General features: G+C 73.6%; 14 protein-coding genes. 4 read left to right on the top strand and 10 right to left on the bottom strand.

The genetic code is table 11. The features are described from left to right. Nucleotides 1-153 precede the first annotated feature (153 nt). On the top strand, nt 154-681 hold the full coding sequence (locus tag AQI88_RS09430; RefSeq protein WP_066994891.1) for an SRPBCC family protein: 528 nt from the start codon (nt 154-156) through the stop codon (nt 679-681). 120 nt (nt 682-801) lie between these two features. On the opposite strand, the gene AQI88_RS09425 is transcribed toward AQI88_RS09430, so the two are convergent. The 5 genes from AQI88_RS09425 to AQI88_RS09405 form a co-directional block, all read right to left on the bottom strand. Beyond that, nucleotides 802-3,618: an NHLP bacteriocin export ABC transporter permease/ATPase subunit gene (locus AQI88_RS09425; RefSeq protein WP_066994888.1), complete on the bottom strand. Its 2,817-nt coding sequence runs from the start codon at nt 3,616-3,618 to the stop codon at nt 802-804. Between the two features lies 1 nt (nt 3,619). Next, nucleotides 3,620-5,842, bottom strand: a complete 2,223-nt coding sequence (locus tag AQI88_RS09420) for an NHLP family bacteriocin export ABC transporter peptidase/permease/ATPase subunit (RefSeq protein ID WP_066994884.1) — start codon at nt 5,840-5,842, stop codon at nt 3,620-3,622. Continuing rightward, the gene (locus tag AQI88_RS09415) at nt 5,839-6,645 is read right to left on the bottom strand and encodes an HlyD family efflux transporter periplasmic adaptor subunit (RefSeq protein WP_066994882.1); all 807 of its coding nucleotides are present in this window, start codon (nt 6,643-6,645) and stop codon (nt 5,839-5,841) included. The genes AQI88_RS09420 and AQI88_RS09415 overlap by 4 nt, the downstream gene beginning before the upstream one ends. A gap of 145 nt (nt 6,646-6,790) precedes the next feature. Then, nucleotides 6,791-7,006: a hypothetical protein gene (locus tag AQI88_RS09410; RefSeq protein ID WP_066994879.1), complete on the bottom strand. Its 216-nt coding sequence runs from the start codon at nt 7,004-7,006 to the stop codon at nt 6,791-6,793. Between the two features lie 453 nt (nt 7,007-7,459). Next, the gene (locus AQI88_RS09405) at nt 7,460-7,873 is read right to left on the bottom strand and encodes a PaaI family thioesterase (RefSeq protein ID WP_066994874.1); all 414 of its coding nucleotides are present in this window, start codon (nt 7,871-7,873) and stop codon (nt 7,460-7,462) included. A gap of 199 nt (nt 7,874-8,072) precedes the next feature. Here AQI88_RS09405 and AQI88_RS09400 point away from each other — a divergent pair, with 199 nt between their 5' ends. Next, complete coding sequence (locus tag AQI88_RS09400) at nt 8,073-9,539, top strand: S1 family peptidase (protein WP_066994871.1); 1,467 nt, start codon at nt 8,073-8,075, stop codon at nt 9,537-9,539. Nucleotides 9,540-9,675: 136 nt separating this feature from the next. On the opposite strand, the gene AQI88_RS09395 is transcribed toward AQI88_RS09400, so the two are convergent. Next, on the bottom strand, nt 9,676-11,826 hold the full coding sequence (locus AQI88_RS09395; protein ID WP_208615746.1) for a SpoIIE family protein phosphatase: 2,151 nt from the start codon (nt 11,824-11,826) through the stop codon (nt 9,676-9,678). A 334-nt stretch (nt 11,827-12,160) separates the two neighbouring features. On the opposite strand from AQI88_RS09395, the gene AQI88_RS09390 reads away from it, so the two are divergent. Further along, nucleotides 12,161-12,769 carry a response regulator transcription factor gene (locus AQI88_RS09390; RefSeq protein ID WP_066994868.1) on the top strand — a complete coding sequence of 203 codons (609 nt, stop codon included), beginning with the start codon at nt 12,161-12,163 and terminating at the stop codon, nt 12,767-12,769. Here AQI88_RS09390 and AQI88_RS47570 read toward each other — a convergent pair whose 3' ends face one another. From AQI88_RS47570 to lanKC, 4 genes are all read right to left on the bottom strand, one after another. Then, nucleotides 12,770-14,881 carry an ABC transporter ATP-binding protein gene (locus tag AQI88_RS47570; RefSeq protein ID WP_244184095.1) on the bottom strand — a complete coding sequence of 704 codons (2,112 nt, stop codon included), beginning with the start codon at nt 14,879-14,881 and terminating at the stop codon, nt 12,770-12,772. Beyond that, complete coding sequence (locus AQI88_RS09375; protein ID WP_066994865.1) at nt 14,878-16,578, bottom strand: ATP-binding cassette domain-containing protein; 1,701 nt, start codon at nt 16,576-16,578, stop codon at nt 14,878-14,880. The genes AQI88_RS47570 and AQI88_RS09375 overlap by 4 nt, the downstream gene beginning before the upstream one ends. A 97-nt stretch (nt 16,579-16,675) precedes the next feature. Beyond that, complete coding sequence (locus AQI88_RS09370) at nt 16,676-16,792, bottom strand: SapB/AmfS family lanthipeptide (protein WP_066994862.1); 117 nt, start codon at nt 16,790-16,792, stop codon at nt 16,676-16,678. Between the two features lie 45 nt (nt 16,793-16,837). Further along, nucleotides 16,838-19,528: a class III lanthionine synthetase LanKC gene (gene lanKC / locus AQI88_RS09365; RefSeq protein WP_066994859.1), complete on the bottom strand. Its 2,691-nt coding sequence runs from the start codon at nt 19,526-19,528 to the stop codon at nt 16,838-16,840. A gap of 203 nt (nt 19,529-19,731) precedes the next feature. On the opposite strand from lanKC, the gene AQI88_RS09360 reads away from it, so the two are divergent. Then, nucleotides 19,732-22,182 (top strand): SpoIIE family protein phosphatase, encoded by a 2,451-nt coding sequence (locus tag AQI88_RS09360; protein WP_066994856.1) that lies wholly within the window; start codon nt 19,732-19,734, stop codon nt 22,180-22,182. Nucleotides 22,183-22,243: the final 61 nt, after the last annotated feature.

Raw genomic sequence — 22,243 nt, 5'->3', positions numbered from 1 at the left:
CCCGTAAACGAAACTATTTCGTACACGTCGAGCCTGGAGCGGCTCGAACGAAACGGCAACGTTTCGTTTCCGTCGGCGGGCCGTCGGGGAGATCGTGGAGGCATGCGGGCGCCCCTGCCGCACCTGAAACCCCACCGCGAAGGACCGAGCACCATGCCCGTCGACCTCACCGGTACCTATCTGACCCTGGAGGACGGCCGTCCCGCCGTCCGGTTCAGCCGTACCTACGACCACCCGGTCGATCACGTCTGGCACTTCGTGACCGACCCGGACGAACTCGCGGCCTGGTTCCCCTCCCGCGCCGAGCTGGACCTGCGTCCCGGCGCCGCCATCCGCTTCAGCGGCGACCCCGGCATGCCGGAGTCCACCGGCCGGGTGCTCGCCGTCGACCCGCCCCGGCACCTGTCCTTCGAGTGGGGCGGCGACGAACTCCGCTTCGACCTGGAAGAGGCCGCCGAGGGACGCACCCGGTTCACGCTCACCAACGTCCTCGGCGCCGAGAACACCGCCGCGCGCAACGGCGCCGGCTGGGAGGTGTGCCTGGCCGCCCTGGACGCCAGGGCACGCGGCGAACACTTCGAAGGACCCCACGCCGGGGCGAGCGCACCCTGGAGGGAGTTCTACGACGGCTACACCGGAGCCGGGGTGCCCTCGGGCGCACCCGTGCCGGGGCTGGACTGACCCCTGCCCCTCATCCGGCGAACACCCGGGCACCACGCAGGAGCAGGCCGGCCTGCCGGGCCGGGACCGGAAGACGGCCCCACGGTCGCAGGATCGTCCGGGCCGGCGGTGCCGGACGCCCTACGCCAGCTGCCTGCGCACCAGCTCGTGCAGTCGCCCCCCGGTGTCGGCGAGCAGCTGCGCGGGCGGGCCCTGCTGGATGACCTTGCCGTCCTCCATCACGACGACCCGGTCCGCGTCCAGCACCGTCGACAGACGGTGGGCGATGACGATGCGCGTGGCATTCAGCTTGCGGGTGCTGTCGATGACGATGCGCTGGGTGTCGTTGTCCAGGGCGCTGGTCGCCTCGTCGAAGAAGAGGATCCGCGGGCGGCGGATCAGCGCCTGGGCGATCATCAGGCGCTGGCGCTGGCCGCCGGAGATCGCGCCGTTGCCCGCGACGATCGTGTGCAGGCCCATCGGCATGCGCTTGATGTCCTCCGCGAGACCCGCCATCTCGGCCGCCGCCATCGCCTCCTCCGGCGTGTACGGCTCGGTGCCGCAGATGACGTCCAGGATGGAACCGGTGAAGGGCTGCGCGTGCTGGAGGACGACCCCGCACTGGCGGCGCACCGCCGACTGGTCGAGGGCCGCCAGGTCCTGCCCGTCGTACAGGACGCTGCCCGAGACCGGCTTGTCGAAGCCGATGAGCAGCCGCAGGAGTGTGGATTTGCCGCAGCCGCTCGGGCCGACGACCGCCACGAACTCGCCCGGCCGGACGCTGAAGGACACGTCGTCCAGGACGAGCGGGCCGTCGTCGGCGTACCGGAAGGAGAGCCGGCGGGCCTCCACCGCGCCGGACAGCGGGCCCGGGCGGGTGCTCGCCGTGCGCACCTCGGGCGTGGCGTCCAGCACCGGCCTGATCTCCTCGAACAGCGGCAGCGCGGCCACCGCCGAGACGAACGAACCCGTGAGCTGGGTGACCGAGGTCAGCACCATCGTCACCGAGGTGTTGAAGGTGAGGAAGGCCGCCGCCGACATCGCGCCCTTCGCCGGACCGGCCAGCAGCATGAACATCAGCAGGGTGCACACCGGCAGATAGACCGCCCCCAGCACCGAGGTGAGGTTCTTGATCCGGCCGACCTTCTGCTGGAGTTCCCGGCTGTGCGCGAACTGACGGGCCCAGGCGGCGTACGCGTAGTTCTCCGCCGCCGCCACCCGCAGCTTCGGCAGGCCCCGCAGCGTCTGGAAGGCCTGGTTGTTCAGCTTGTTGCCGAGCACCACGAGCCGGCGCTGCCAGCGCACCTGCCACAGCCCGAGCCCCAGGAACACGGCCGCGATGACGACGAGCATGCCGATCGCCGCCATGGCCATCGCCGTGCTGTACCAGAACAGCAGGCCCAGGTTCATCGCGCCGACCGTCACCGACTGGGCGACCACCGGGCCGACGCCCGCCAGCAGCCGCCGGATCGCGCTGATGCCCATGGCCGCACTCGCGAGTTCACCGGTGGAGCGCTGCGTGAAGAACCGGGTCGGGAGCCTGAGCAGCCGGTCCCAGACGGCCGGCTGGAGCGCCGACTCGATACGGCCCTCCAGGCGCAGGATGGTCAGGTTCTCCAACAGCGTGAACGCGGCCGACACGACGCCGCTGATCATCACCGCCAGGCAGACCTGCACGATCAGGCCCACCTGGGCCTTCGGCACATACTCGCCGAGCACCTTGCCCGTCGCGATCGGCACCAGCGCGCCGATCGCCACCGTCACCAGCCCGGCGAGCATCAGGTTGAGCACGTCGCCGCGGGTGCCGCGCAGGCTGAACCGGAGCAGCCCGAGCGGGGTGAGCCGCCGCTCGGGCAGCGGCCGGTAGAACATCACCGCGCGCGGCTCGAACTCCTCCGCGTTCGCCTTCTCGACCGGGGTCTCGCGTCCGGTCGCCGGCTGTACGGCCACATAGCCGCCGCGCCGCCACAGCAGGGCGACCGGCGCGCCGGACAGCGCCCGGTGCCCGACCAGCGGGCCCACGTTCTCCCGCCACCAGCGGCCGTCGAGCCGCACGGCACGGGTGCGCACCCGGGAGGCCAGGGCGACCCGCTCGACCGGGTCGAGGCGCTCGCTCTCGGTGCCGCTCTGCGCGGGCTCGGCGAGGGTGATCCCGGCCGCCTCGGCGACCAGCTTGCAGGCCGCGTAGCTGGCGTCGGCGTCGGCAGCCGTCGTACGGCGGGCCGAGCGCTTGCCGATGGAGGCCAGCAGGGTCTGGTCGGCCTGGGCGCGGACCGCCTCACCGGCCTTGATCCCGGCGGCCGTGCGCGTTTCGTGGGTGCGCTCCAACTGCTCGATCCACCGGTCCAGCGCGGTCAGCAGCCGGTACTGCTGGTCGACCATGCTCTGCCACAGCGCGGGGTCCATCAGCAGGTCGGCGGCCGCCTCCGCGCCGTACAGCGAGCCGTACTGGACGCTGCCCGGCGGCACCTGCATCCAGAACACGTCGTCGTCGGCGGGTGCCGCGGCCCGCTCCTCGGCCATCGGCGCCTGGAAGAGGACCGACAGACCACGGCCGACACCCAGCGCCAGGGCGTACTCCAGCGGGCTCGAAGCGGGCGGCACGTACTGCGGGTTGCCGTACTCGTCGTACGACCAGGTCTGGGTGTGGGCGGGCTGGTACAGCTCACGCAGGTTGACGCGGTGGACCACGCAGTCGCGGACCGGGCGGGCCACCAGGGTGTGCTGGGGTCCGGCGACCGGGCCGAGCAGCAGCGAGCCCGCCTCCAGCCGGCCGAGGTGGTGCCAGTGGCCCTGCTGGGCGGCGTCCACCGCGAACAGGTCCAGGGCGCCGCCCGCGACCAGCCACAGCACCTGCGGGCCTTCCAGGTCCAGCCGGTTGAAGCCCGCGCAGTCGATGCGCGTGCCCATGGACCCCAGCGCACCGAGCACCAGGTCACCTTCGCCGACGGTCGTCATCTCACCGCTCCCTGACCAGCGCGGCGTACGCGCCTGCGTGCGCCACCAGCTCCTCGTGCCGCCCGCGCTCCACGACCGCGCCGTGCTGGAGCACCACGATCTCGTCGCTGTCCCGGACGGTGCTCAGCCGGTGGGCGATCACCACGCAGGCGCAGCCGCGCCGGCGCAGGTTGTCCATCACGACCAGCTCGGTCTCCGCGTCCAGCGCGCTGGTCACCTCGTCCAGGACGAGGATGCTGGGCCGCCGCACCAGCGCCCGGGCGATCTCCAGGCGCTGGCGCTGCCCGCCGGAGAAGTTCCGGCCGTCCTGCTCGACCTTGCTGTGGATACCGCCGGGCCGGCGCATCACCACGTCGTACAGGGCCGCGTCCTTCAGTGCCTCCACCACGGCCTCGTCCGGGACCGAGGGATCCCACAGGGCCACGTTGTCGCGGACCGAGCCCTCGAAGAGGAACACGTCCTGGTCCACGAAGGAGACGGAGGAGGCGAGCGCGCCGCGCGGGATGTCCTCCAGGCGTCGGCCGTCGATGCGGATCACGCCGTCCCAGGGCGCGTACAGACCCGAGATCAGCCTGGACACCGTCGACTTGCCGCTGCCCGAGCCGCCCACCAGCGCCACCTGCTGCCCGGGACCCACGGTCAGGTCGAATGCGGTCAGCAGCGGCTGGTCCAGCGGGCTGTAGCCGAAGGTGACGTTCTCCAGCTCGACGTGCCCGTGCAGCCGGCGTGTCGAGTCGCTGCCGCCGGGGCGGGCGTAGAGGGGGTCGGCCTGGAAGTTCTCCACGTCCTTCAGCCGGGCCACGTCGGCCGCGAAGTCCTGGATGCGGCCCGCCACGCCGTTGAGCCGGGTGAGGGGCGCGGTGAAGCGGGTGACCAGCGCCTGGAAGGCGACCAGCAGACCCACCGAGAGGTGACCCTCGACCGCCCGCAGGCCGCCGATCCACAGGATCAGCGCGCTGTTGAGCGTGGCCAGGGTCGGCGCGACCACCCCGAGCCAGGCACTCGGCACGCCGAGCCGCTGCTGCTCCTCCAGCGTGGCGGCGTGCTGCCCGGCCCACTTGCGGAAGTAGCCGTCCTCGCCACCGGTCGCCTTCATCGTCTCGATCAGCTGAAGGCCGGTGTACGACGTGTTGGTGAGCCGCGCGGTGTCCGCCCGCAGCTTCGCCGTCCGGGTCGCGCGCAGCCGTACGACCAGCCGCATGGCCACCACGTTCAGCAGGGCCACGCCGATGCCGACGAACGTCAGTTGCGGGTCGTAGGTGTAGAGCAGTACGGCGTACAGCACGACCACGATCGCGTCCACGCCCGCCGCCGCGAGGTCGCGGGCCAGCGTCTCGGCGACCTGGTCGTTGGACTGCAGCCGCTGCACCAGGTCGGCCGGGCTGCGCTGGGAGAAGAACGTGACCGGCAGCCGCAGCAGATGGCGCAGGAAGCGGGCGCTGGAGAGGGTGGAGGAGATGATCCGGCCGTGCAGCAGGTTGGCCTGCTGGAGCCAGGTCAGCACCAGGGTGAGCAGGACGCAGGTGGCCATCGACGCGAACAGCACGCCCAGCAGCGAGGTCTGCCCGCCGATGAGGAACATGTCGATATAGGTACGGCTGAGCGCGGGCACCGCCGCGCCCACCGCCACCAGCAGCAGGCTGGCCAGTACGGCGGCGGGCAGGGTGCCCGCGGTGCCGCGCAGCCGGGCCGGCATCGCGCCGAGCACGCCGGGCTTGCGCCCGCCCTTGCTGAAGCCGTCGCCCGGCTCCAGCACGAGCACGACACCGGTGAAGCTGCCGTCGAACTCCTCCATGGGCACGAACCGGCGGCCCTTGGCGGGGTCGTTGATGTACACCCCGCGCCGGCCGAAGCGGCGGCCCATGCCGTCGTATACGACGTAGTGGTTGAACTCCCAGAACAGGATGGCCGGCGCCGCGACCTCGGCCAGGGCCGCCAGGTCCATCTGCATGCCCTTGGCGGTCAGGCCGTAGCTGCGGGCCGCCTTCAGCAGGTTGCTGGCGCGCGAGCCGTCGCGGGAGACACCGCACGCGATGCGCAGCTCCTCCAGCGGGACGTGCCGGCCGTAGTGGCCGAGCACCATCGCGAGGGAGGCGGCGCCGCACTCGACGGCCTCCATCTGGAGCACGGTCGGTGTACGGACCGTGCCGCCACGGGACTTGGGGACCGGACGCCGGGCGGGGGCGGCCCGTCTGCGGCCGCGGGTTTCCTGGGTGGTGCTCACGGCAGCAGCCAATCGACGGGACGCTGGTCGGCCAGCCGGATCGAACCGCCGGCGAGGGTCATGGAGTCGAGCTTGTACGGCGGCCCGTCAGCGGACGACCACTGGTAGCCGCTCTTCGTGCCGGACGCCTTGTCGAGCTCGACCAGGACCGCCACCGGGCGGCCCTTCTTCGTGAACTGCTCGCCCAACTGGCTGTCCCCGAGAAAGGCGGCGATCGACTGGGCGGACTGGGCGGTGCGGTCCACCGACTTCACATGTCCGCGCAGCACGCCGTACCGCTGCGTCGGTACCGACGACACGGTGAGGTCCACGGAGGCGTGCGCCGGGATGGCCGCGGCGCTCTCGGCGGGGACGTACACGGTGGCGTACAGCGGGTCGAAGGCGTGGGCGGCCTTCTCGACGGCGGCCACGTTGGTGCCGGTCTGGATGATCTGGCCGATGGTGGCGGCGAGCGCGGTGACGCGGCCCGCGGCGACCGTGCGGACCACCGAATCGCCCTGAGCCGTGCGCACCTTGAGGACGGGGGCGTTCGCGGGCAGGCGTTCGCCCTGCTTGGCGAGTACGGCCGTGACCTGGCCGGCCACGGGGCTCTGCAGCAGATAACTGCCCTGCCCGTGGGTGAGGATGGCCTGCGCGCTCACCGTGGAGGTGACCGAACCGGTCACCGCCCACACGGAGGCCGCCGCCATGACGACGACGGTGACGCCGAGCGCGAGCCAGCCCTGGGGGCGGGCCAGCCGCACCGGAAGATCCAGCTCCTCCGGCGACTGGAGCTTGGCGAGGGCCTGTTGGCGGAACTGCACGGAACTTCCCTCACCCGAGGAGAGACATCGTTACGACATGATGTGGGCGCCTTCAGGCACTTCAGGTACCTTCAGGCGCCTTCGGGAACCCGAGAGCCCCGGAGCCGAGGGACGGCTCCGGGACTTCGGTGTCACCGAGGTGCGATCAGAGACCGGCGACCAGGCCGGAAACCGGGGCCACGTTCAGGCCGGTGACACCCTCGACGGTGCCGACGACCGTGTCCACCAGGCCGGAAACCGGGGCAACGCCGTTCACGGCGCCGGTCACGGTGTTCAGGGCGTTCACGGAGAGACCGCCGGAGACGTTGTCCAGCTCGGCGTCCGAGATCTCGACGGTCTCAACCTGGGGGGTGGAGTTCATGGTGGAACTTCCCTTCATATGGATATTTCACAAGGGGGAAGCGGCCCCCTCTGGGGACAGACGGACGGCCGCGCTCCGCGGGCGTCGGGCCCCCGTCTCCGGAGGCCCGGGGGACCCCCGCGGTGCGATGGATCAAAGCACGCACGCGGGGCGCGCTTCCAATCAATCAGGCCTCTCACCAGCGCACTTGGTCCGTGCGGAGCCCCAAGCGTGCAGGCGTGCGCACCGCTTGTCAGCGACTCCTTCACATGCCGCACGGCATCGGCGCACCCCGGCCCTTGCCCGCCGGGCGGCGAATCCGGCACTCGGCGCCAAAGGCATGCCAGGGGGCGCGCGGATGTGCAGAACCGGGGGCGGCGGTGACTTGGTTGAGTATTCAATGTGTAGATTCCCTGAAGCAGGGATTCCGCTACGTGTTCGGAACGGACCGCTACCGATCAGTAGCTGAGCGTGTCAGCCCATCAATGCATAGACCGTGCTCGCGCGCGCCGCGAGCGCACCCGATCCGGCGTCGCTCAGCGTGATGTCCGCGAACGCCATCCGCCGGCCCAGCTTGGTCAGCACCGCTTCGATCAGGACATCCGAACCGGTCACCGCCCGCTGGAAGGACGTCGACTGCTGCACGGTCGTCATCGGCACGAAGCCGCCCCGCGCGGCCGAGACCGCGATCACCGTCGCCGTGTCGGCGGCCGCCATCAACGCCTGCCCCGACAGCGCGCCGCCCTCCCGGGCCAGCCGGTCCGACCAGGGCAGACGCAGGACCGCACGGTCCTCGCCCAGCGCCTCGACGGACAGCCCGAGGTCGAGGACCCAGGGGGCGAAGTTGGCGGAGAGGATCTTGTCGGCTTCGGCGGTGGTCATCGTCATATGGGGGATTCTTCCCGGCCGTGCGGCGCGACACGCGGAGCGTGGCCGATTCACCGTCGTGGCGCGGAAGTTGGCAACCGGAATTGAACGCACCGCGTGACCCGCCCGTACCTACAGCCATCCAGGCGCCCCCCGATCAACTGCCCGACAGCGGCAGACCCCCGTCCCCAGGAGGTCGAGAAGTTTGAGTCACAAGCGAATGCCCAAGCGCAAGGCTGCGATAGCGGTGGGCGGTGTCGCGGCGCTCGGAGCGGCGGCCCTCCTGCTGCCGAACGCGAACGCGTCACAGGACAAGAACGACGCCTCGGGCGCCACCGGCACCGCGAAGACCCTGAAGTCCGCGGATGCCTCGAATCTCGCAGCGCAGCTGCAGAAGCTGCTCGGTGACGCCCTCGCCGGGTCCTATTACGACGGCTCCAAGCAGCAGCTGGTCGTCAACGTGGCCGGCGGCGACAACAACGTGGTCGCCCAGGCGCAGAAGGCCGGTGCGGTCGTCCGCCAGGTCGAGAACAGCATCTCCGAACTCAAGGCCGCCGCACGGACGCTGAAGACCAAGGCGACCATGCCGGGCACCGCCTGGGCCGTCGACCCGCGCACCGACAAGGTCGTGGTCACCGCCGACTCCAGCGTCACCGGTGCCCAGTGGAACCGGCTCCAGTCGACCGTGCGGAGCCTCGGCTCGGGCATGGCGACCCTGAAGAAGTCCTCCGGCACCTTCAAGACCTTCGTCTCGGGCGGCGACGCCATCTTCTCCCAGGTGCAGGGCGGCAACGTGCGCTGCTCCCTCGGCTTCAACGTCAAGGCCTCCGACGGCAGTCCCGCCTTCCTGACGGCCGGTCACTGCGGGGTCGCCGCCAAGGACTGGTCCGACTCCCAGAACGGCCAGCCCATCGCCACCGTCGACCAGGCCAAGTTCCCGGGCAACGACTTCTCCCTCGTGAAGTACAACGACGCCACCACCCAGGCGCCCAGCGAGGTCAACACCGGCAACGGCCAGACCGTCCAGATCACCCAGGCCCAGGACGCCACCGTCGGTGAGACGGTCTTCCGGATGGGCTCCACCACCGGACTGCACAACGGCCAGGTGACCGGCCTCGACGCCACCGTCAACTTCCAGAGCGAGACCGACCCGAACGGCGTCGACACCGTCAACGGCCTCATCCAGACCAATGTCTGCGCCGAGGCCGGCGACAGCGGCGGCTCCCTGTTCACCCAGGACGGCGGCGCGGTCGGCCTCACCTCCGGCGGCAGCGGCGACTGCAAGAGCGGCGGCGAGACCTTCTTCCAGCCGGTCACCGCCGCCCTGCAGGCCACCGGCGCCACCCTCGGCGACGGTGGCAACGGCGCGGGTGGCAACGGTGGCAACGGCGCGGGTGGCCAGGCGGGTGCGGGCGACCAGGCCGGCACCGCCGACCCCTCGGCCTCGGCCGGCGACCAGTCCGGTGCCGGTGCCGGTGCCGGTGACCAGTCCGGTGCCGGTGACCAGGCGGGCGGCAACCAGATCGGCGGCACCGCCGACCCGTCCGCCACGGCGGGCGACCAGAGCGGAACCGGCGACCAGAGCGGCACGGGCGACCAGAGTGGCACCGGTGCCGGCACGGGCACCGGCGACCAGTCGGGCGCGGGTGCGGGCGACGGGTCGTCGTCCCTCACCGGGAGCAACTGACCCATCCTCAGCGGGGCCCTCGGGGTGGTCCCCGAGGGCCCCGGGACTCCCTGACCGGCCCACAGCGGTTCCGGCCGGCAGGGACGGTCCGGCCCTCCGGCGGGAGGGCCGGACCGTGTGCGTCGGGCCGCGCGGCTCAGTCGCCGTCGCGCGCCCGCAGCAGCAGCACCGCCGTGTCGTCCACCCGCTCCCGCGCCGCCACGCTGTGCCGCACCAGCTCGTCGGCCAGGTCCTCCAGGGGCTGGTCGCCGGCCTCGGCGAGCAGCGTGCCGAGGCCGGCCAGGGCGTCCTCGATGTCCACGCCGGGCGACTCCACCAGACCGTCCGTGTAGAGGGCGAGGACCGAGCCGGGGGGCAGGGACACCTCGGTCGTCGGGTAGACCGCCGCCGCGTCGATCCCCAGCAGCGGGCCGCCGGCCAGGTCCAGCACGCGCACCCGTCCGTCCGGGCGTCTGAGCAGCGGCGGGGGATGCCCGGCGCGCGCCATCACGGCCCGTCCCCGCGCCGGGTCCAGCCGCAGATACAGGCAGCTGGCGAACAGGTCGGCGCCGAGGTCGATGAGCAGCCGGTTGGTGCTGCCCATCACCTCCTCGGGCGGTTGTCCCACCGTGGTGTACGCCCGTACCCCCGTCCGGATCTGCCCCATCAGCGCCGCCGCCGTCACGTTGTGACCCTGGACGTCCCCGATCACCGCCGCCGCCAGCGGCCGGGTCGGCACCAGGTCGTAGAAGTCGCCGCCGATCTCCATGCCCTGGGTGGCCGGCAGATAGCGGGCGGCCGCCTCGATGCCGGGCGGCGGCGTCAGCGAGTGCGGCAGCAGCCACTCCTGGAGCCCCTGCGCCAGCCGGTGCTCGGCGTCGTAGAGCAAGGCGCGTTCCAGCGCCTGCGCGATCAGGCCGCCGAGGCTGGTCAGCACCGCCCGTTCGTCGGCGGGGAAGACATGCCGCTCGGCGTACGCCAGCACACAGGTACCCACCGGCCGCCCGGACGCGATCAGCGGCAGATACGCCCAGGCCGCGAACCCGTCCGGGGGCTCCTGCCGGTCCGGGTACAGCCGCTCCAGCTGCTCCTGCGAGTCGAAGAACGCCGGTACCCCGCTGTTCAGGACATGGGCGCCCGGGGTGCGCTCGCTCAGCGGCAGCCCGTCGAACCGCTCCGCGACCCGCGGGTCGGGGTATCCGCGGTGCCCCAGCACATGCAGCCGGCCGCCCTGGGAGCCGAGGATCACCAGCGCCTGGCTGCCGACCGCCGGTGCGACCTCGTCCGCGACCAGCTGCACCACGTCCTGCACCCACACCGCCTCGGTCAGCGCGCCGGCCAGGCTCAGCACCTGAGAGATGGTCACCAGCCGTGAGGGTCCGGGGCCCGACTGAGGCGTCCCCCGTGTCATCTCCGCCACCGCCCGGGCCCGGCTGATCCGCACGCTCAGCCCGGTCGTGCTCGGATACATCCGGAAGGAGAGCCACTCGCCCGGCGGGCGCAGCGCCAGGAACGACGTCACCTGCTGGCTGATCAGCGCGGCCCGGTACCGGTCCTCGTACATCGGATCGTTCAGCCACGGCACCGACACCCACGGCAGGGTGCCCAGCAGCTCCCCGGCGGGTCGGCCGAGCAGTTCGGCGGCCGCCGCGTTGACGAAGGCGATCCGGCCATGCAGATCCAGCGACACCAGCCCGTAGGGCAGCCGGGCCACCAGCCGCGCTGCCTCCACCGAGCCCAGCGTGCCCGCCACGCCCGAGCCCGGCGCCGCCAGCAGGTCGGCCTCGGGGCCCAGCGGCCGGTTCTCCTCGGCGGCCCGCGCCAGCCGCAGGGCCAGCCGCTTGCAGGCCGAGGTCAGTTGCTCGCGCTCCGAGTCGGACAGCTCGGGCGGATGCGCGCCGGGCCAGGTCACGAACACGGCGCCGTAGACCCGGTCCGCCGTCGCCACCGGCAGCGCGGCCAGCGCGAACGGGTACGGCAGCACCACCGCGATCCGCGGATAGCGGCGCGCCATCTCCTCCTCGCTCCCCACCCACACCACCCGCCGCCCCCGCACCGCGTCCGCGACCGGGATCGGCGCGCTCAGCCCGACCCGCTCCCACGGCGCCGCGAACGCCCGGGGCATGCCGGCCATCACCGCCATCTCCAGGACCGGCTCGTCGGGCCTGAGCAGGTACACCGCGCCGGAGTGCGCGCCCACGTCCTCGAGCATCGAGGCCAGCGCGAGCGACAGCACCGGCCGGCCGACCGGCGCCCTGGTGGCCGCCGGTGCCTGCGCAGGCCCTGGCCCGTCGGACACGCCGACCACCTCCTCGTACGGCCGCGCGTCGCATCCCGGGGTCAAGGCTCCCCCGTGGGGGCGCCCCGCGCACGGCGAGCGCCGCCCGCGCGCACCCGGGGCAGCCCTGACCTGCGGGGGAGCCCGGCTGCCCCGGATACCCCGTCCCGCTGATCCCATGCCACCTCGGCCGAAGCGCGGGGTGGCGTACGGGTGCCCCGCGTGCGCCCCCGCGCACCCTGATGGCCGGATCTCCGCGCCCGCGGACGGTGACGTTGCCCAAGAATGGGGCACGCGCCGAACACGTGAAGGCGAGAGTACGGCGATGCAGGGCGAAGTACGGCGAACTGGAGGGGCGGGGGCAGTGATCCGGGTACTTCTGGTGCACGATGCGTGTCTGGTGCGATCGGTTCTGGCCGAATGGCTGCGGCGGGCTCCCGGGCTACAGGTGGAGGACACACCGTGGCGTGGCGCGCTCGCGAAGGTGCGTTCCTTATGCCCGGACGTGTGCGCGGCGGACCTGGAGTGCGGCGACGGCCATGGTGTGCCGCCACTCGGCGACCTGTGCCCGCCGAGTATGGCCGGCCGGCCTCCGGCACTCGTGGTTCTGGCGAGTGCGAACCGGCCCGGGCTGCTGAAACGGGCGGCCGAGGCGGGTGCCCTCGGCTTCGTCGACAAGGCGGGCTCGCCGGACGGGCTGGTGCGGGCGATCCGCAGCGTCGCCGGGAGGGAACGTTTCGTCGATGCATCGCTGGGCTTCGGCTTCCTCAAGGCGGCGCAGATGCCACTCACGAGACGCGAGCTGAGCGTGCTGTCCCTGGCGGCCGGCGGGGCGTCCGTCGCGGAGATAGCCGGGAGCCTGCACCTCTCGCACGGCACCGTGCGCAACTACATGGCGGCGATCACCCGTAAGACCGGCGCGCGCAACCGCATAGACGCGATCCGGATATCGCGCGGAGAGGGGTGGGTGTGATCACCGCACCGGTACGGCCGGCTGCGCCGTCCAGCCTCCGACCAGGTCCCGGTACAGGGCCGAGGTCCGCAGGAGTTCGTCGTGGGTGCCGCAGGCGGTGCGCGCGCCGTCCATCACCAGGATGCGGCCGGCGCGGCGCGCGGAACTGATGCGGTGCGCGACGACCACCAGGGTGCCGCCCGGGCGCGCCGCGAACGCCCGCTCGGCACGTGCCTCGGCCTGCGGGTCGAGATGGCAGGTCGCCTCGTCGAGCAGGGCGAGCGGCGCGGGTGAGAGATAGGCCCGGGCCAGCGCGATCAGCTGCCGCTCGCCCGCCGACAGGGCGGCCGGGTCGACCCTGCCCGCGGGACCGCCGAGCGCCTCCAGCAGCGGGGTCAGCCCGACCGCCTCGGCGGCGGCCAGCAGTTCCCTCTCCGGTACCGGGTCCCGGCGGAAGAGGCCCAGATTCTCGGCGAGGGTGCCGCCGTGGACGTACGCCTCCTGCGGGATCAGCACGCGCGACGCGGCCGCCTCTGGCCCGGGCACGGCGTGCCCGCACACCCGGATCACCCCTTCCCGGGGCTCCAGCAGCCCGGCGACCAGCCCCGTGAGCGTCGACTTCCCGATCCCGCTCGGCCCTACGACGGCGAGGTGGCCGCCGACGGGGACGGCGAGGTCGAGCCTGTCGAGGACGGGTTCACTGGCGGGGCCGTAGGCGAAGGTGACGCAGGCGAGGGTGAGGGCGTAGGCGCCGGGTGGCGGGGGTGGGGCGGCCGCTGCTGCGGTGGACGACCCGGGCGCGTCCTGCGGGACACGCTGCACGGGCTCGTGTCGTGGGGCGCGTGGATCGGGCTGGGGCCGGGGGCCGAGCGGCTCGGGCAGGTCGTGCGGCTTCGGCCCCTCGCCGGACCCGGCCGGGGCGTGCGGCGCCGGGGCCTTGTAGCGCCCGCGCACGGTGTGTGGCGTCGATGGCTCGGGTGGTCCGGTCAGGTGCGGTGGTGCCGGCGCTTCGTGTGACTCGGGCATGTCGTCAGGCGTCGGTGGCTCGTTCGGTCCGTGCGAGTTGTGGGGCGTCGGTGGCTCGTACGGTCCCGGCGAGTCGTGAGACGTCCTCGGTCCGGGCGGGCCGGGCGAGGCGTGTCGCTCCGGTCCGCCCTGCAGGCGTGGAGGGCTCGTGGTTCGGGGCGGTTCGGGGCGGTCCTCGGGGCGCGGTGCTGCGGAGTCTGCCGACGGGGTCAGGCGGCGCAGGACGACGGTGAGGCGGGAGCCGCCGGTGCCGAGGCCGTGGACGAGGTTCTGGAGGGCGGGGAGCAGGGACTGGGTGACGTAGGCGAGGGCGCCGACCAGCGCGCCCGCGGACACACCGTGGCCCAGCAGCCAGGGCGCGGTGGCGAGCAGCAGGACCACGGGCAGCTCGCCGCCCACCGCCAGGGCGGCCACGCGGGCCACGCTCCAGCGGGCCAGGGCCCGGGCGGCCCGCTGCTCCGCGTCGATCCGCTCCCCGGTGCCGGCCGCCACCTGCGCTTCGGCGCCGGCGGCGGTGACATCCCGAAGGCCCCGGCACACCGCGCCCAGGTCCTCGGCGAGCGCTTCGTCGGCGGCGAGGAAGGCCTCCTGACGGCGGGCCAGCGGCCGCAGGGTCGCCGCGAACAGGCACACCCCGGCCAGCAGCGGAGGCACGACGACCGCCAGCAGCAGCGGGGCCAGCGAGAACAGGCCGATCAGCGCGCCGGCTGCGGTGAACACGAACGAGCGGGAGACCAGCACCAGGCCCGCGAGGGTGTCCCGGGCGATCTCCACCTGCTGGGTGAGCCCGGACAGCGCCCCGGCGTCCGCCTCCCGCACCCCGCGCCCGACCACGGTCGTCACCAACCGGTCCCGGACCGGTTCGACCAGCGCGGCGACCACGCCGTACACCCGCCCGGTCCCGTACGCCCCGGCGCCCACCGCGAGCCCGGCCGCCCCGAGCCACAGCAGACCGACCCGTGTGTTCCCGGCCAGGAACCCGGCGTCCAGCGCCCGCGCCAGCGCGTACCCGGCCAGGAAGGTCTGCCCGGCCTCCAGGACGGACCAGACGCCGAGCCGGACCAGCACCCGCCACCGTGCCCGCAGGGCCGGTATCCACGCCCTCACGCCGGGACCCCCTCGGCGAACACCGCCCGGTACGCGGCGTCCTGCCACAGTTCGGCATGCGTACCCACCCCTCGTACCCGGCCCCCGTCCAGCCAGGCGACCGTGTCGGCGCGGGCCGCCGTGGCCGTGCGGTGGGCGATCAGCAGCCGGGTGGGGCCCGCACCCGGGGCCAGCAGGGACTCGGTGATCTGGTGCTCGGTGACCGTGTCGAGGCTGGAGAGGGCGTCGTCCAGGATCAGCAGGCGGCCGCCGTGGGCGAAGGCGCGGGCGAGGCCGAGGCGCTGGGACTCGCCGCCCGAGTGGGGCGCCGCGGAGCAACGGGTGGCGTAGCCGTGCGGCAGGCGGCGGACGAAGGCGTCGGCGCGGGCCGCCATCGCGGCCGACCGGATCCGGTCGGCCGCGGGCGCGGTGAGCCCGAACGCGATGGTGTCCTCGATGGTCGCGCCCAGCAGGGCGGGGCGTTCGAAGGCGTAGGAGACCGCACGGCGCAGGTCTGTGTGGGCCAGGGCGCGCAGCGGAACCCCGTCGAGGAGGACCTCGCCCCCGTCCGGGTCGGTGAGCCGGCCGGCGAGTTCGGCGAGCAGGGACTTGCCGGTGCCGGAGCGACCGACCACGGCGAGAGTCGTGCCGCCGGGCACGGCCAGGTCGACGCCGTCCAGGACGGTGTGCCCGCCCCGGCGGGCCGTCACGCCCCGCAACTCCAGTCGTCCGGGGCCGGGCGGCAGATGCCGGGTGCCGAACCCGGGCGCCGGTTCGGACAGTACCTCGGTGAGCCGTCCGGTCGCCGCGCGGGCCCGGGAGAGCGCGGCCAGCTGTCCTACGAGCACGCCGACTCCCGTCGCGAGGACCGCGTACCGGGAGGCGGCCAGCACCTCGCCCACCGTGAGGCGGTGCCGGACGAGCAGCAGCCCGGCCACCGCGACCACGCCCAGGTTCAGCAGCGGTGCCACGGTGACCGCCTGGGCGGCGGCCCGCCCCTGCACCCGCCACATGCGGTGCCCGGCGCGGGACAGCTCGGGCAGCGGCGCGAGGATCCGGGCCGTCTCCCGGTCCGCCACGCCCGCGGCCCGGATGGTGCGGTAGCCGCCGACCGCCTCCGCGAGCGCGCCGGCGATCCGCCCCTGCACGCGCTGGTAGTCGGCCGCGCACGCCGACGTGTCCCGGGCGAAGGCACGCAGCAGCAGCGCGAGGACCGGCGCACCGGCGAGGAACACGACCGCCAGCCACGGGTCGATGAGGCCGAGCGCCAGCACACCCCCGACCGGCCCGGCGAGCGCCGCGAGCAGCGCGGCCAGCGTTCCCGGTGCCGTCCCGGCCTGAGCAGCGCTGCCGACCAGCCGCGCCACGAGGTCCCCGGCGCCGAACCGGGCATCCGCGCGCGGGCCCACGGCCAGCACATGCCCGGTGATCCGGCCGCGCAGCCAGGCGGTGGAGCGGGCGTCGACCGTGCCGGTGAGCACGCCCGCGCACCCGTCCAGCACGGCGAGCAGCAGCACCAGGCCCGCACAGCAGGCCACCCAGCGGGCGGCCGGTGCGTGGGCGAGCAGGAGGTCGAGGGTGCGGCCGAGTGCGGCGGGCAGCAGCAGTCCGGCGGCCGTGGCGGCCGTGCTCACGGCGCACAGGGCGGCACAGCGGGCGCCGGCGTGCCGGAGCACGGCACGCGGGAGACGGTCGGGAGCGTCGGGAAGGGGCGTCATCGGCTGCGCCTAGCGTCGGATCGGACGGGAAGGCTCCGGACGCCCCCTCCCCACGCGGGGAGAGGGGTCGTCCGGAGCCGTGGACTCGTCGGCCCGGTCAGAGACAGAGCAGAATGCTCGCCGCCGAGACGCACGACAGCAGGCTCAGCGTGCTCGCGCCGCCGCCTCCGGTGTGCTCGTCGGCCTCGAGGGTCTGCAGGTCGAGAAGTGCCATGATCGTGTCCTTTCCCTTGGGGACGGGGGTTGTGTCACGACTCCGTCAGATCGCGGAGCCGCGTGTGGGGGCCGCCGGTGGCGGCGGAAGGAAGGGCAGGTGCGCGGTGTGCTCGGTGTCGAGGGCCGAGGCGAGCGCGAGCAGGCAGCCTGCCGTTCCGGTGGCGAGGTCCATGGAGAGCCGCATCATCTGGTGCCCGGGGAAGGCGAGTTGGCCCTGGTAGGCCATCGCGAACCAGCCGAGCCCCGCGATCTGCTGCTCGAGCCGTTCCCGAGTGGCGCCGGGCGCGCTGCTGCGAGCGAGGAGCAAGGCCATTCCGGCGCGGCCCTGGAAGAGACCGGGCTGCGCGTAGAAACGGGAGGTGGCGGAGGTGAGGATGCCGGCCCGGGCCCGCTCGAACTCCTCGGCGGCGTCGGCCGCGTGGGCGAAGAGAGCCGACTCGCGGCTGTCGTCCGCCGCCCGGGCGAGCGAACCGAACCTCCGGCCGCCGTCGCCCGCCTGCGCCAGGTAGTCGTCGAGGACCAGCCCGATCCCCGCGCTCCCGTCACCGAGGTAGGGCAGCGTCCGCCAGCCCTCGTCCACCTCCAGGCCGCCGCCCGCCTCCTGGACGACACAGCAGGCCAGGTCGCGCCGGAGCGCCTCGGTCGCTGCCGCCAGGAGCCGCGGCTCACCGCTCTCCTCGTACTGCCGGAGCAGGAACAGCGCGGGCCCGCTCGCGCCCCGCATCAGCCCCGCCCGCCGCCGGGGCGTGTCCGGGACCGGTTCGGCGAGGCGTCGTACGAGGATCTGGGCGGCCTCGGCGGCACGCGTGCGCAGCTCCGGCTCGCCGGTCGAGTCCGCCAGGTGGCCGAGGACCAGGCCGAGTCCGGCGAGGCCGCCGTGCAGGTCGGAGGCCAGGCTGCGCCAGTTCTCCCGCAGGATGCCGTCGACGAGGTCCAGCGCCCGCTGCCGGTGGCCGAGCCGGTCGAGGACCAGAGCCACGCCCGCGAGTCCGTCGTACAGGCCGAGCGCGGTGCCGGGCGGCGGCGGGGCGGTGTGGTCCAGCAGCCAGCGCTCGCCCTCGTCGTACCGGCCGGCTCCGGAGACCTCCAGCGCGTACAGCACTCCGGCCGCGCCGTGGGCGAGCCCGAGGCCGCCGCCGTCGGAGAACTGGGCGATGTCGCCCGGGAAGAGCCGGTCGTCGCGCTCCGGGGTCGCGGAGGCGAGGATCGCCTTGACCATCGAGTCCCGGCTGTAGGGCCAGTCGCCCGGCACCACCAGGGGAGCGGGCGCGGGACGGGCCTGCCCGCCCGCCGTGTCCCGGGTGATCTCCGCGACCGCTTCGTCCAGGAAGGCACGCGGCACGCCCGGGAACTGCTCCGCGATCACGTCCGCCAGATGGGCCGCCTTGCCGCGGTCCACCACGAACAGCGTGGTCACGGGCAGGAACAGGGCGAGGCGCAGACAGGCCAGCGCGTACCGGTCGACGTCCGTGCCCCGGCGGTCCGGCGGGGCGAAGAAGCCGGGGTGGGCCACCGTCTGCCGGCCGTTCTCCGCGGCGGGGGCGGCCGCCTCGAAGTCGATGAGGTACACCGTCTCCTCGTCCGGGGCGACCATGATGTTGAAGACATGCAGGTCGTTGAAGACCAGTCCGCGCGCGTGCACCGCCTCCACCGCCTGCTCCACGGCCCGGTGGATGCGCAGCGCCCACGCCGTGTACGCGGTGACCTTCGCCGGATCCGGGTCGGCGGTGAGCAGCGGATGCCGTTCGGCGAAGAACGAGTTGAGCGGGCGGCCCTCCAGGTGGTCCATCACCAGGAACCGGTGGTCGCCCAGCGTGAACCAGTCCCGTACCTCGGGCACCACCCCGGTCCCGGCGACCTGCTCCAGCGCGGCCTTCTCCCGCTCCAGCCGGGCCACCGCGTCCGCCCCGTCGCCGGCCAGCCCCGCGTGCGGACGCCCCTCCTTCAGCACCACCCGGCGCCCGTTACGGGTGTCCGTGCCGACGTACACCCCGCCGCCGTTGGAGAAGTGCAGCGCCTTCTCGATGCGGTACGGCAGCTCGCCCACCGTCGTCGCTTTGCGGGCCTCCAGATGCGGCTGGAGGAAGTCCGGCAGCGTGATCCAGTCCGGCACCTGGAAGGACGGCGCTCTGTTGTCCGGGACGAGGTGCCCCTCGCCGTCGGCCACCGCCGGGACCAGTGAGCCGCGCTCGTCGACGACGTACCGGCGCGCGAAGGCGCCGTAGCGGACGTAGAGCGGACCCTCGCCCCAGCGCAGATCGGTCAGGATGTAGGGCCCCTCGCAGCCCGCCAGCAGTGCGCCCAGTTCGCGCAGCACCTGGTGCAGCTGCTCCTCGTCGGCGGGATAGACGGTGACGAACTTGCCGCTGGTGTCGCGGCCCGCGTACTTGGCGTTGCGCAGGTGCAGCAGATGCGCGGACGGCACGAACTTGAACGGGATGCGGCGCGGCACGCAGTAGTCCCACACGGCCTGGGCGATCCGCTCCGCGTTCACCGCCGTCGCCGAGGAGTGGATCTTCCAGCCCTGGGCCGGCGACGGGAGCGGCGTGCCGTCCTCGTCGAGCGGGGTCAGCATCAGCCAGTCGCCGGTGCGCGCCGTGTGCCAGCCGTCCGGGACCGGGCGGCGCGCCGTCGCGAACAGCGGCGCCGGCTCGTTCCCGTCCGCCGAGAGCCGGTCGGGCGTGTCGTAGAAGTGCCGGTCGGCCAGCGCGTACACCTCGTACCGCTTGTCCATGCGCCTTGCGCCCCCTCCCTCGGTGACCCGGTAGACACTCGCAGGAGGCGGACGGTCGCGGACAGTAATGCATGTCATGAGATCACCATGCGGAACGCACGGGTAAAGATGTGTTCGGCAGGTTTCGAGTGAGCCGCGCGCCCACGGCACACGGAGCGTTCACAGGGGCTGCGCAGGCGGCTCATACGCGCTGTAATGACGAAGTGGCCAGTAAGGGTGCTGCTGCGGTGCGTAGAACGAGGACGGAGCGTGCCGAAGCCGCCCTGGACGCGCTCGCTGCCACGCCTGCCTCCCCCGACCGGCTCCGCCGCGTTCTCGAACAGGCGCTCGTGTTCGCCACGGCGGCGTTCGCGGGCGTGTACACGCCCGGCGACGACCCCTCCACGCTGTGCCTGGCCGAGTCGGCCGGTCTGCCGCGCACGCTGTACGGCCTCAGGGACGGCTATCCGGCCACGGGCGGCTCCCGCGTCGCCGAGGTCCACCGCACCGGGCGGCCCGTCTGGCTCGGCCCGGACGAACTGGCCGGCTGCCCCGAGGCGCGCCGGACGCCGTCGGCGGACTTCTCCGTGGCCGTCCTGCCGCTCGGTCCGGCGGGCGGCGGCTGTCTGCTCGCCGTCAGCGAGCACCCCGGCGGCTTCGGCACCGACGACCGGGCCTGCCTGGAGCTGATCGCCCGGGCGGTCGCCGTACCCGCACCGGCCGCTGCGGCGGCAGACACCGGCGAACTGCCACCGGACGCCTTCAGCCTGGCCATGGACACCGGCCGGGTCGAGGTCGGCGACGCGATCCTCACGCTCTTCCAGATCGGCCGGGACGAGTTCGACGGCAGGGTGGAGACGCTGCTCGCCCTCACCGTGCCCGAGGACCTGCCCGCCCTGATGTCGGTGGTCGAGGCCGACCACATGTCGATCGGCGAACGCGAGCTGGAGTTCCGCGTCCTGCAGCCCTCCGGCCCGCCCAAGTGGCTCCGGCTGAGCGGCCGCATGCTGCCGGGCGGCGAGGGCCGCCCGGCCCGGCTCGTCGGCACCGTCGCGGACGCCTCCACCCTGCGCTCCGACGTCACCGACGTGGCCCGCGTGCAGCGCCTGGCCGCAGCCCTCGCCATGGCCGGAACCGTCAAGGACGTCGGCCAGGCCGTCGTCGCCGCCCTGCGCAAACCCCTCCAGGCCGACCGCATCGCCCTGGCCGAACTGGAGAACGACCGCCTCGTCGTCACCGTCCTCGACCCGCCCGAACCCGAGGCCTGGCCCGAGCTGTGGCGCACCGAATGGCGCACCGAATGGCCGGACGCGCCGGTGCGCGCCATGCCGACCCTCGCCGCCGCCCTGCGCGAGGGCCGCATCCGGATCTGGCCCGCCGGCTCCCCGCTGGAACCCGCCCTCGCCGGCGTCGGCCCCGGCGGCCTCGCCGTGCTGCCGCTGCCCGCGGGCGGCCGCATGGCCGGCGCCTGCCTGATCGGCTGGGACAGCCCGCACGAGTTCGGCGCCGACGAGCGCGCTCTGCTCACCGCCTGCGCGGGCCTGACGGGTCAGGCCCTGCTGCGCGCCCACGCCTTCGACGCCGAGCACGAACTCGTCGGCATGCTCCAGCGCACCCTGCTGCCGCGCCGCCTGCCCCGGCTGCCCGGCGCGGTCGCCGTCGCCCGCTATCTGCCCACCACCGCCGGACTCGAGGTCGGCGGCGACTGGTACGACGTGATCCCGCTGGCCGACAACCACGTGGCCTTCGTCATCGGCGACGTCCAGGGCCACAACGCGGGCGCCGCCACCCTGATGGGCCAGATGCGCACCGCCCTGCGTGCCTACGCGGCCGAGGGCCACGCACCGGACGTGGTCGTCGCGCACGCCAACCGGCTGCTGCTGGACATGGAGACCGACCTCTTCGCCACCTGCTGCTATGTCGACGCCGACATGGAGGAGGGCACCGCCTGGTGCGTACGCGCCGGCCATCCGCCGCCCGTACTGCGCCACCCGGACGGCTCCACCGAGATCGTATGGGCCGAGGGCGGCCCGCCGCTCGGCGTGCTCACCCAGGCCGAGTTCCCGATGACCCCGCTCAGGCTCCAGCCCGGCACCGTCCTCGCGCTCACCACCGACGGCCTGGTGGAGTCCGCCGAGGCCGACATCGACGTGGGTCTCGACCGGCTCACCCGCGAGCTGGCCGCCGCCGACCCCGGCCATCTGGGGCTCGTCGCCGACGCCCTGCTCACCGGCGCCCACCGTGGCGACGACGTCGCCCTGCTGCTGATGCGCTACGACGGCATGGCCGTCCGCCCGCTGCGCGAGACCTGGACCGTGTGGCGGGTCCCCGAAGCCGTCCGGCACGCCCGCCGCTTCACCCGGCGCACCCTGCGCACCTGGGACGTGTCGCCCGACACCATGGACACGGCCCTGCTGGTCGTCTCCGAACTGGTCACCAACGCCCTCGTGCACACCGACGGCCAGGTCCGCCTCGACCTCAGCCTGGTCAACCACCGGCTGCGGCTCGCCGTCGCCGACGCCTCCCCGCGCAGCCCCGTCAAGCCCACCAACATCGGCTGGGAGGCCACCGGCGGCCGCGGCATCCTGCTGGTCGAGGCGGTGTCGGCGGCCTGGGGAACCCTGCCGGTCAGCGGCGGCAAACAGGTGTGGGCGGACCTCGTCCCCGACGGCTGACCCGCCACTCGGGTACCGGTCGGGGCCGCTCACGGCAGGTCGGAGGGGCCCGCACGCTCCG

The sequence above is a fragment of the Streptomyces cellostaticus genome (genome assembly GCF_001513965.1).
In the GTDB taxonomy this organism is placed as follows: domain Bacteria; phylum Actinomycetota; class Actinomycetes; order Streptomycetales; family Streptomycetaceae; genus Streptomyces; species Streptomyces cellostaticus.
This window is presented reverse-complemented; position numbering and strand designations above follow the sequence as displayed.

What these genes read in the sequence shown, in the direction of transcription:
- AQI88_RS09425 (WP_066994888.1), bottom strand. Translation starts at nt 3,618, where the DNA reads ATGACGACCGTCGGCGAAGGTGACCTGGTGCTCGGTGCGCTGGGGTCC.
- AQI88_RS09375 (WP_066994865.1), bottom strand. Translation starts at nt 16,578, where the DNA reads ATGACGCCCCTTCCCGACGCTCCCGACCGTCTCCCGCGTGCCGTGCTC.
- AQI88_RS09405 (WP_066994874.1), bottom strand. Translation starts at nt 7,873, where the DNA reads ATGACGATGACCACCGCCGAAGCCGACAAGATCCTCTCCGCCAACTTC.
- AQI88_RS09400 (WP_066994871.1), top strand. Translation starts at nt 8,073, where the DNA reads ATGCCCAAGCGCAAGGCTGCGATAGCGGTGGGCGGTGTCGCGGCGCTC.
- AQI88_RS09410 (WP_066994879.1), bottom strand. Translation starts at nt 7,006, where the DNA reads ATGAACTCCACCCCCCAGGTTGAGACCGTCGAGATCTCGGACGCCGAG.
- lanKC (WP_066994859.1), bottom strand. Translation starts at nt 19,528, where the DNA reads ATGGACAAGCGGTACGAGGTGTACGCGCTGGCCGACCGGCACTTCTAC.
- AQI88_RS09370 (WP_066994862.1), bottom strand. Translation starts at nt 16,792, where the DNA reads ATGGCACTTCTCGACCTGCAGACCCTCGAGGCCGACGAGCACACCGGA.
- AQI88_RS09430 (WP_066994891.1), top strand. Translation starts at nt 154, where the DNA reads ATGCCCGTCGACCTCACCGGTACCTATCTGACCCTGGAGGACGGCCGT.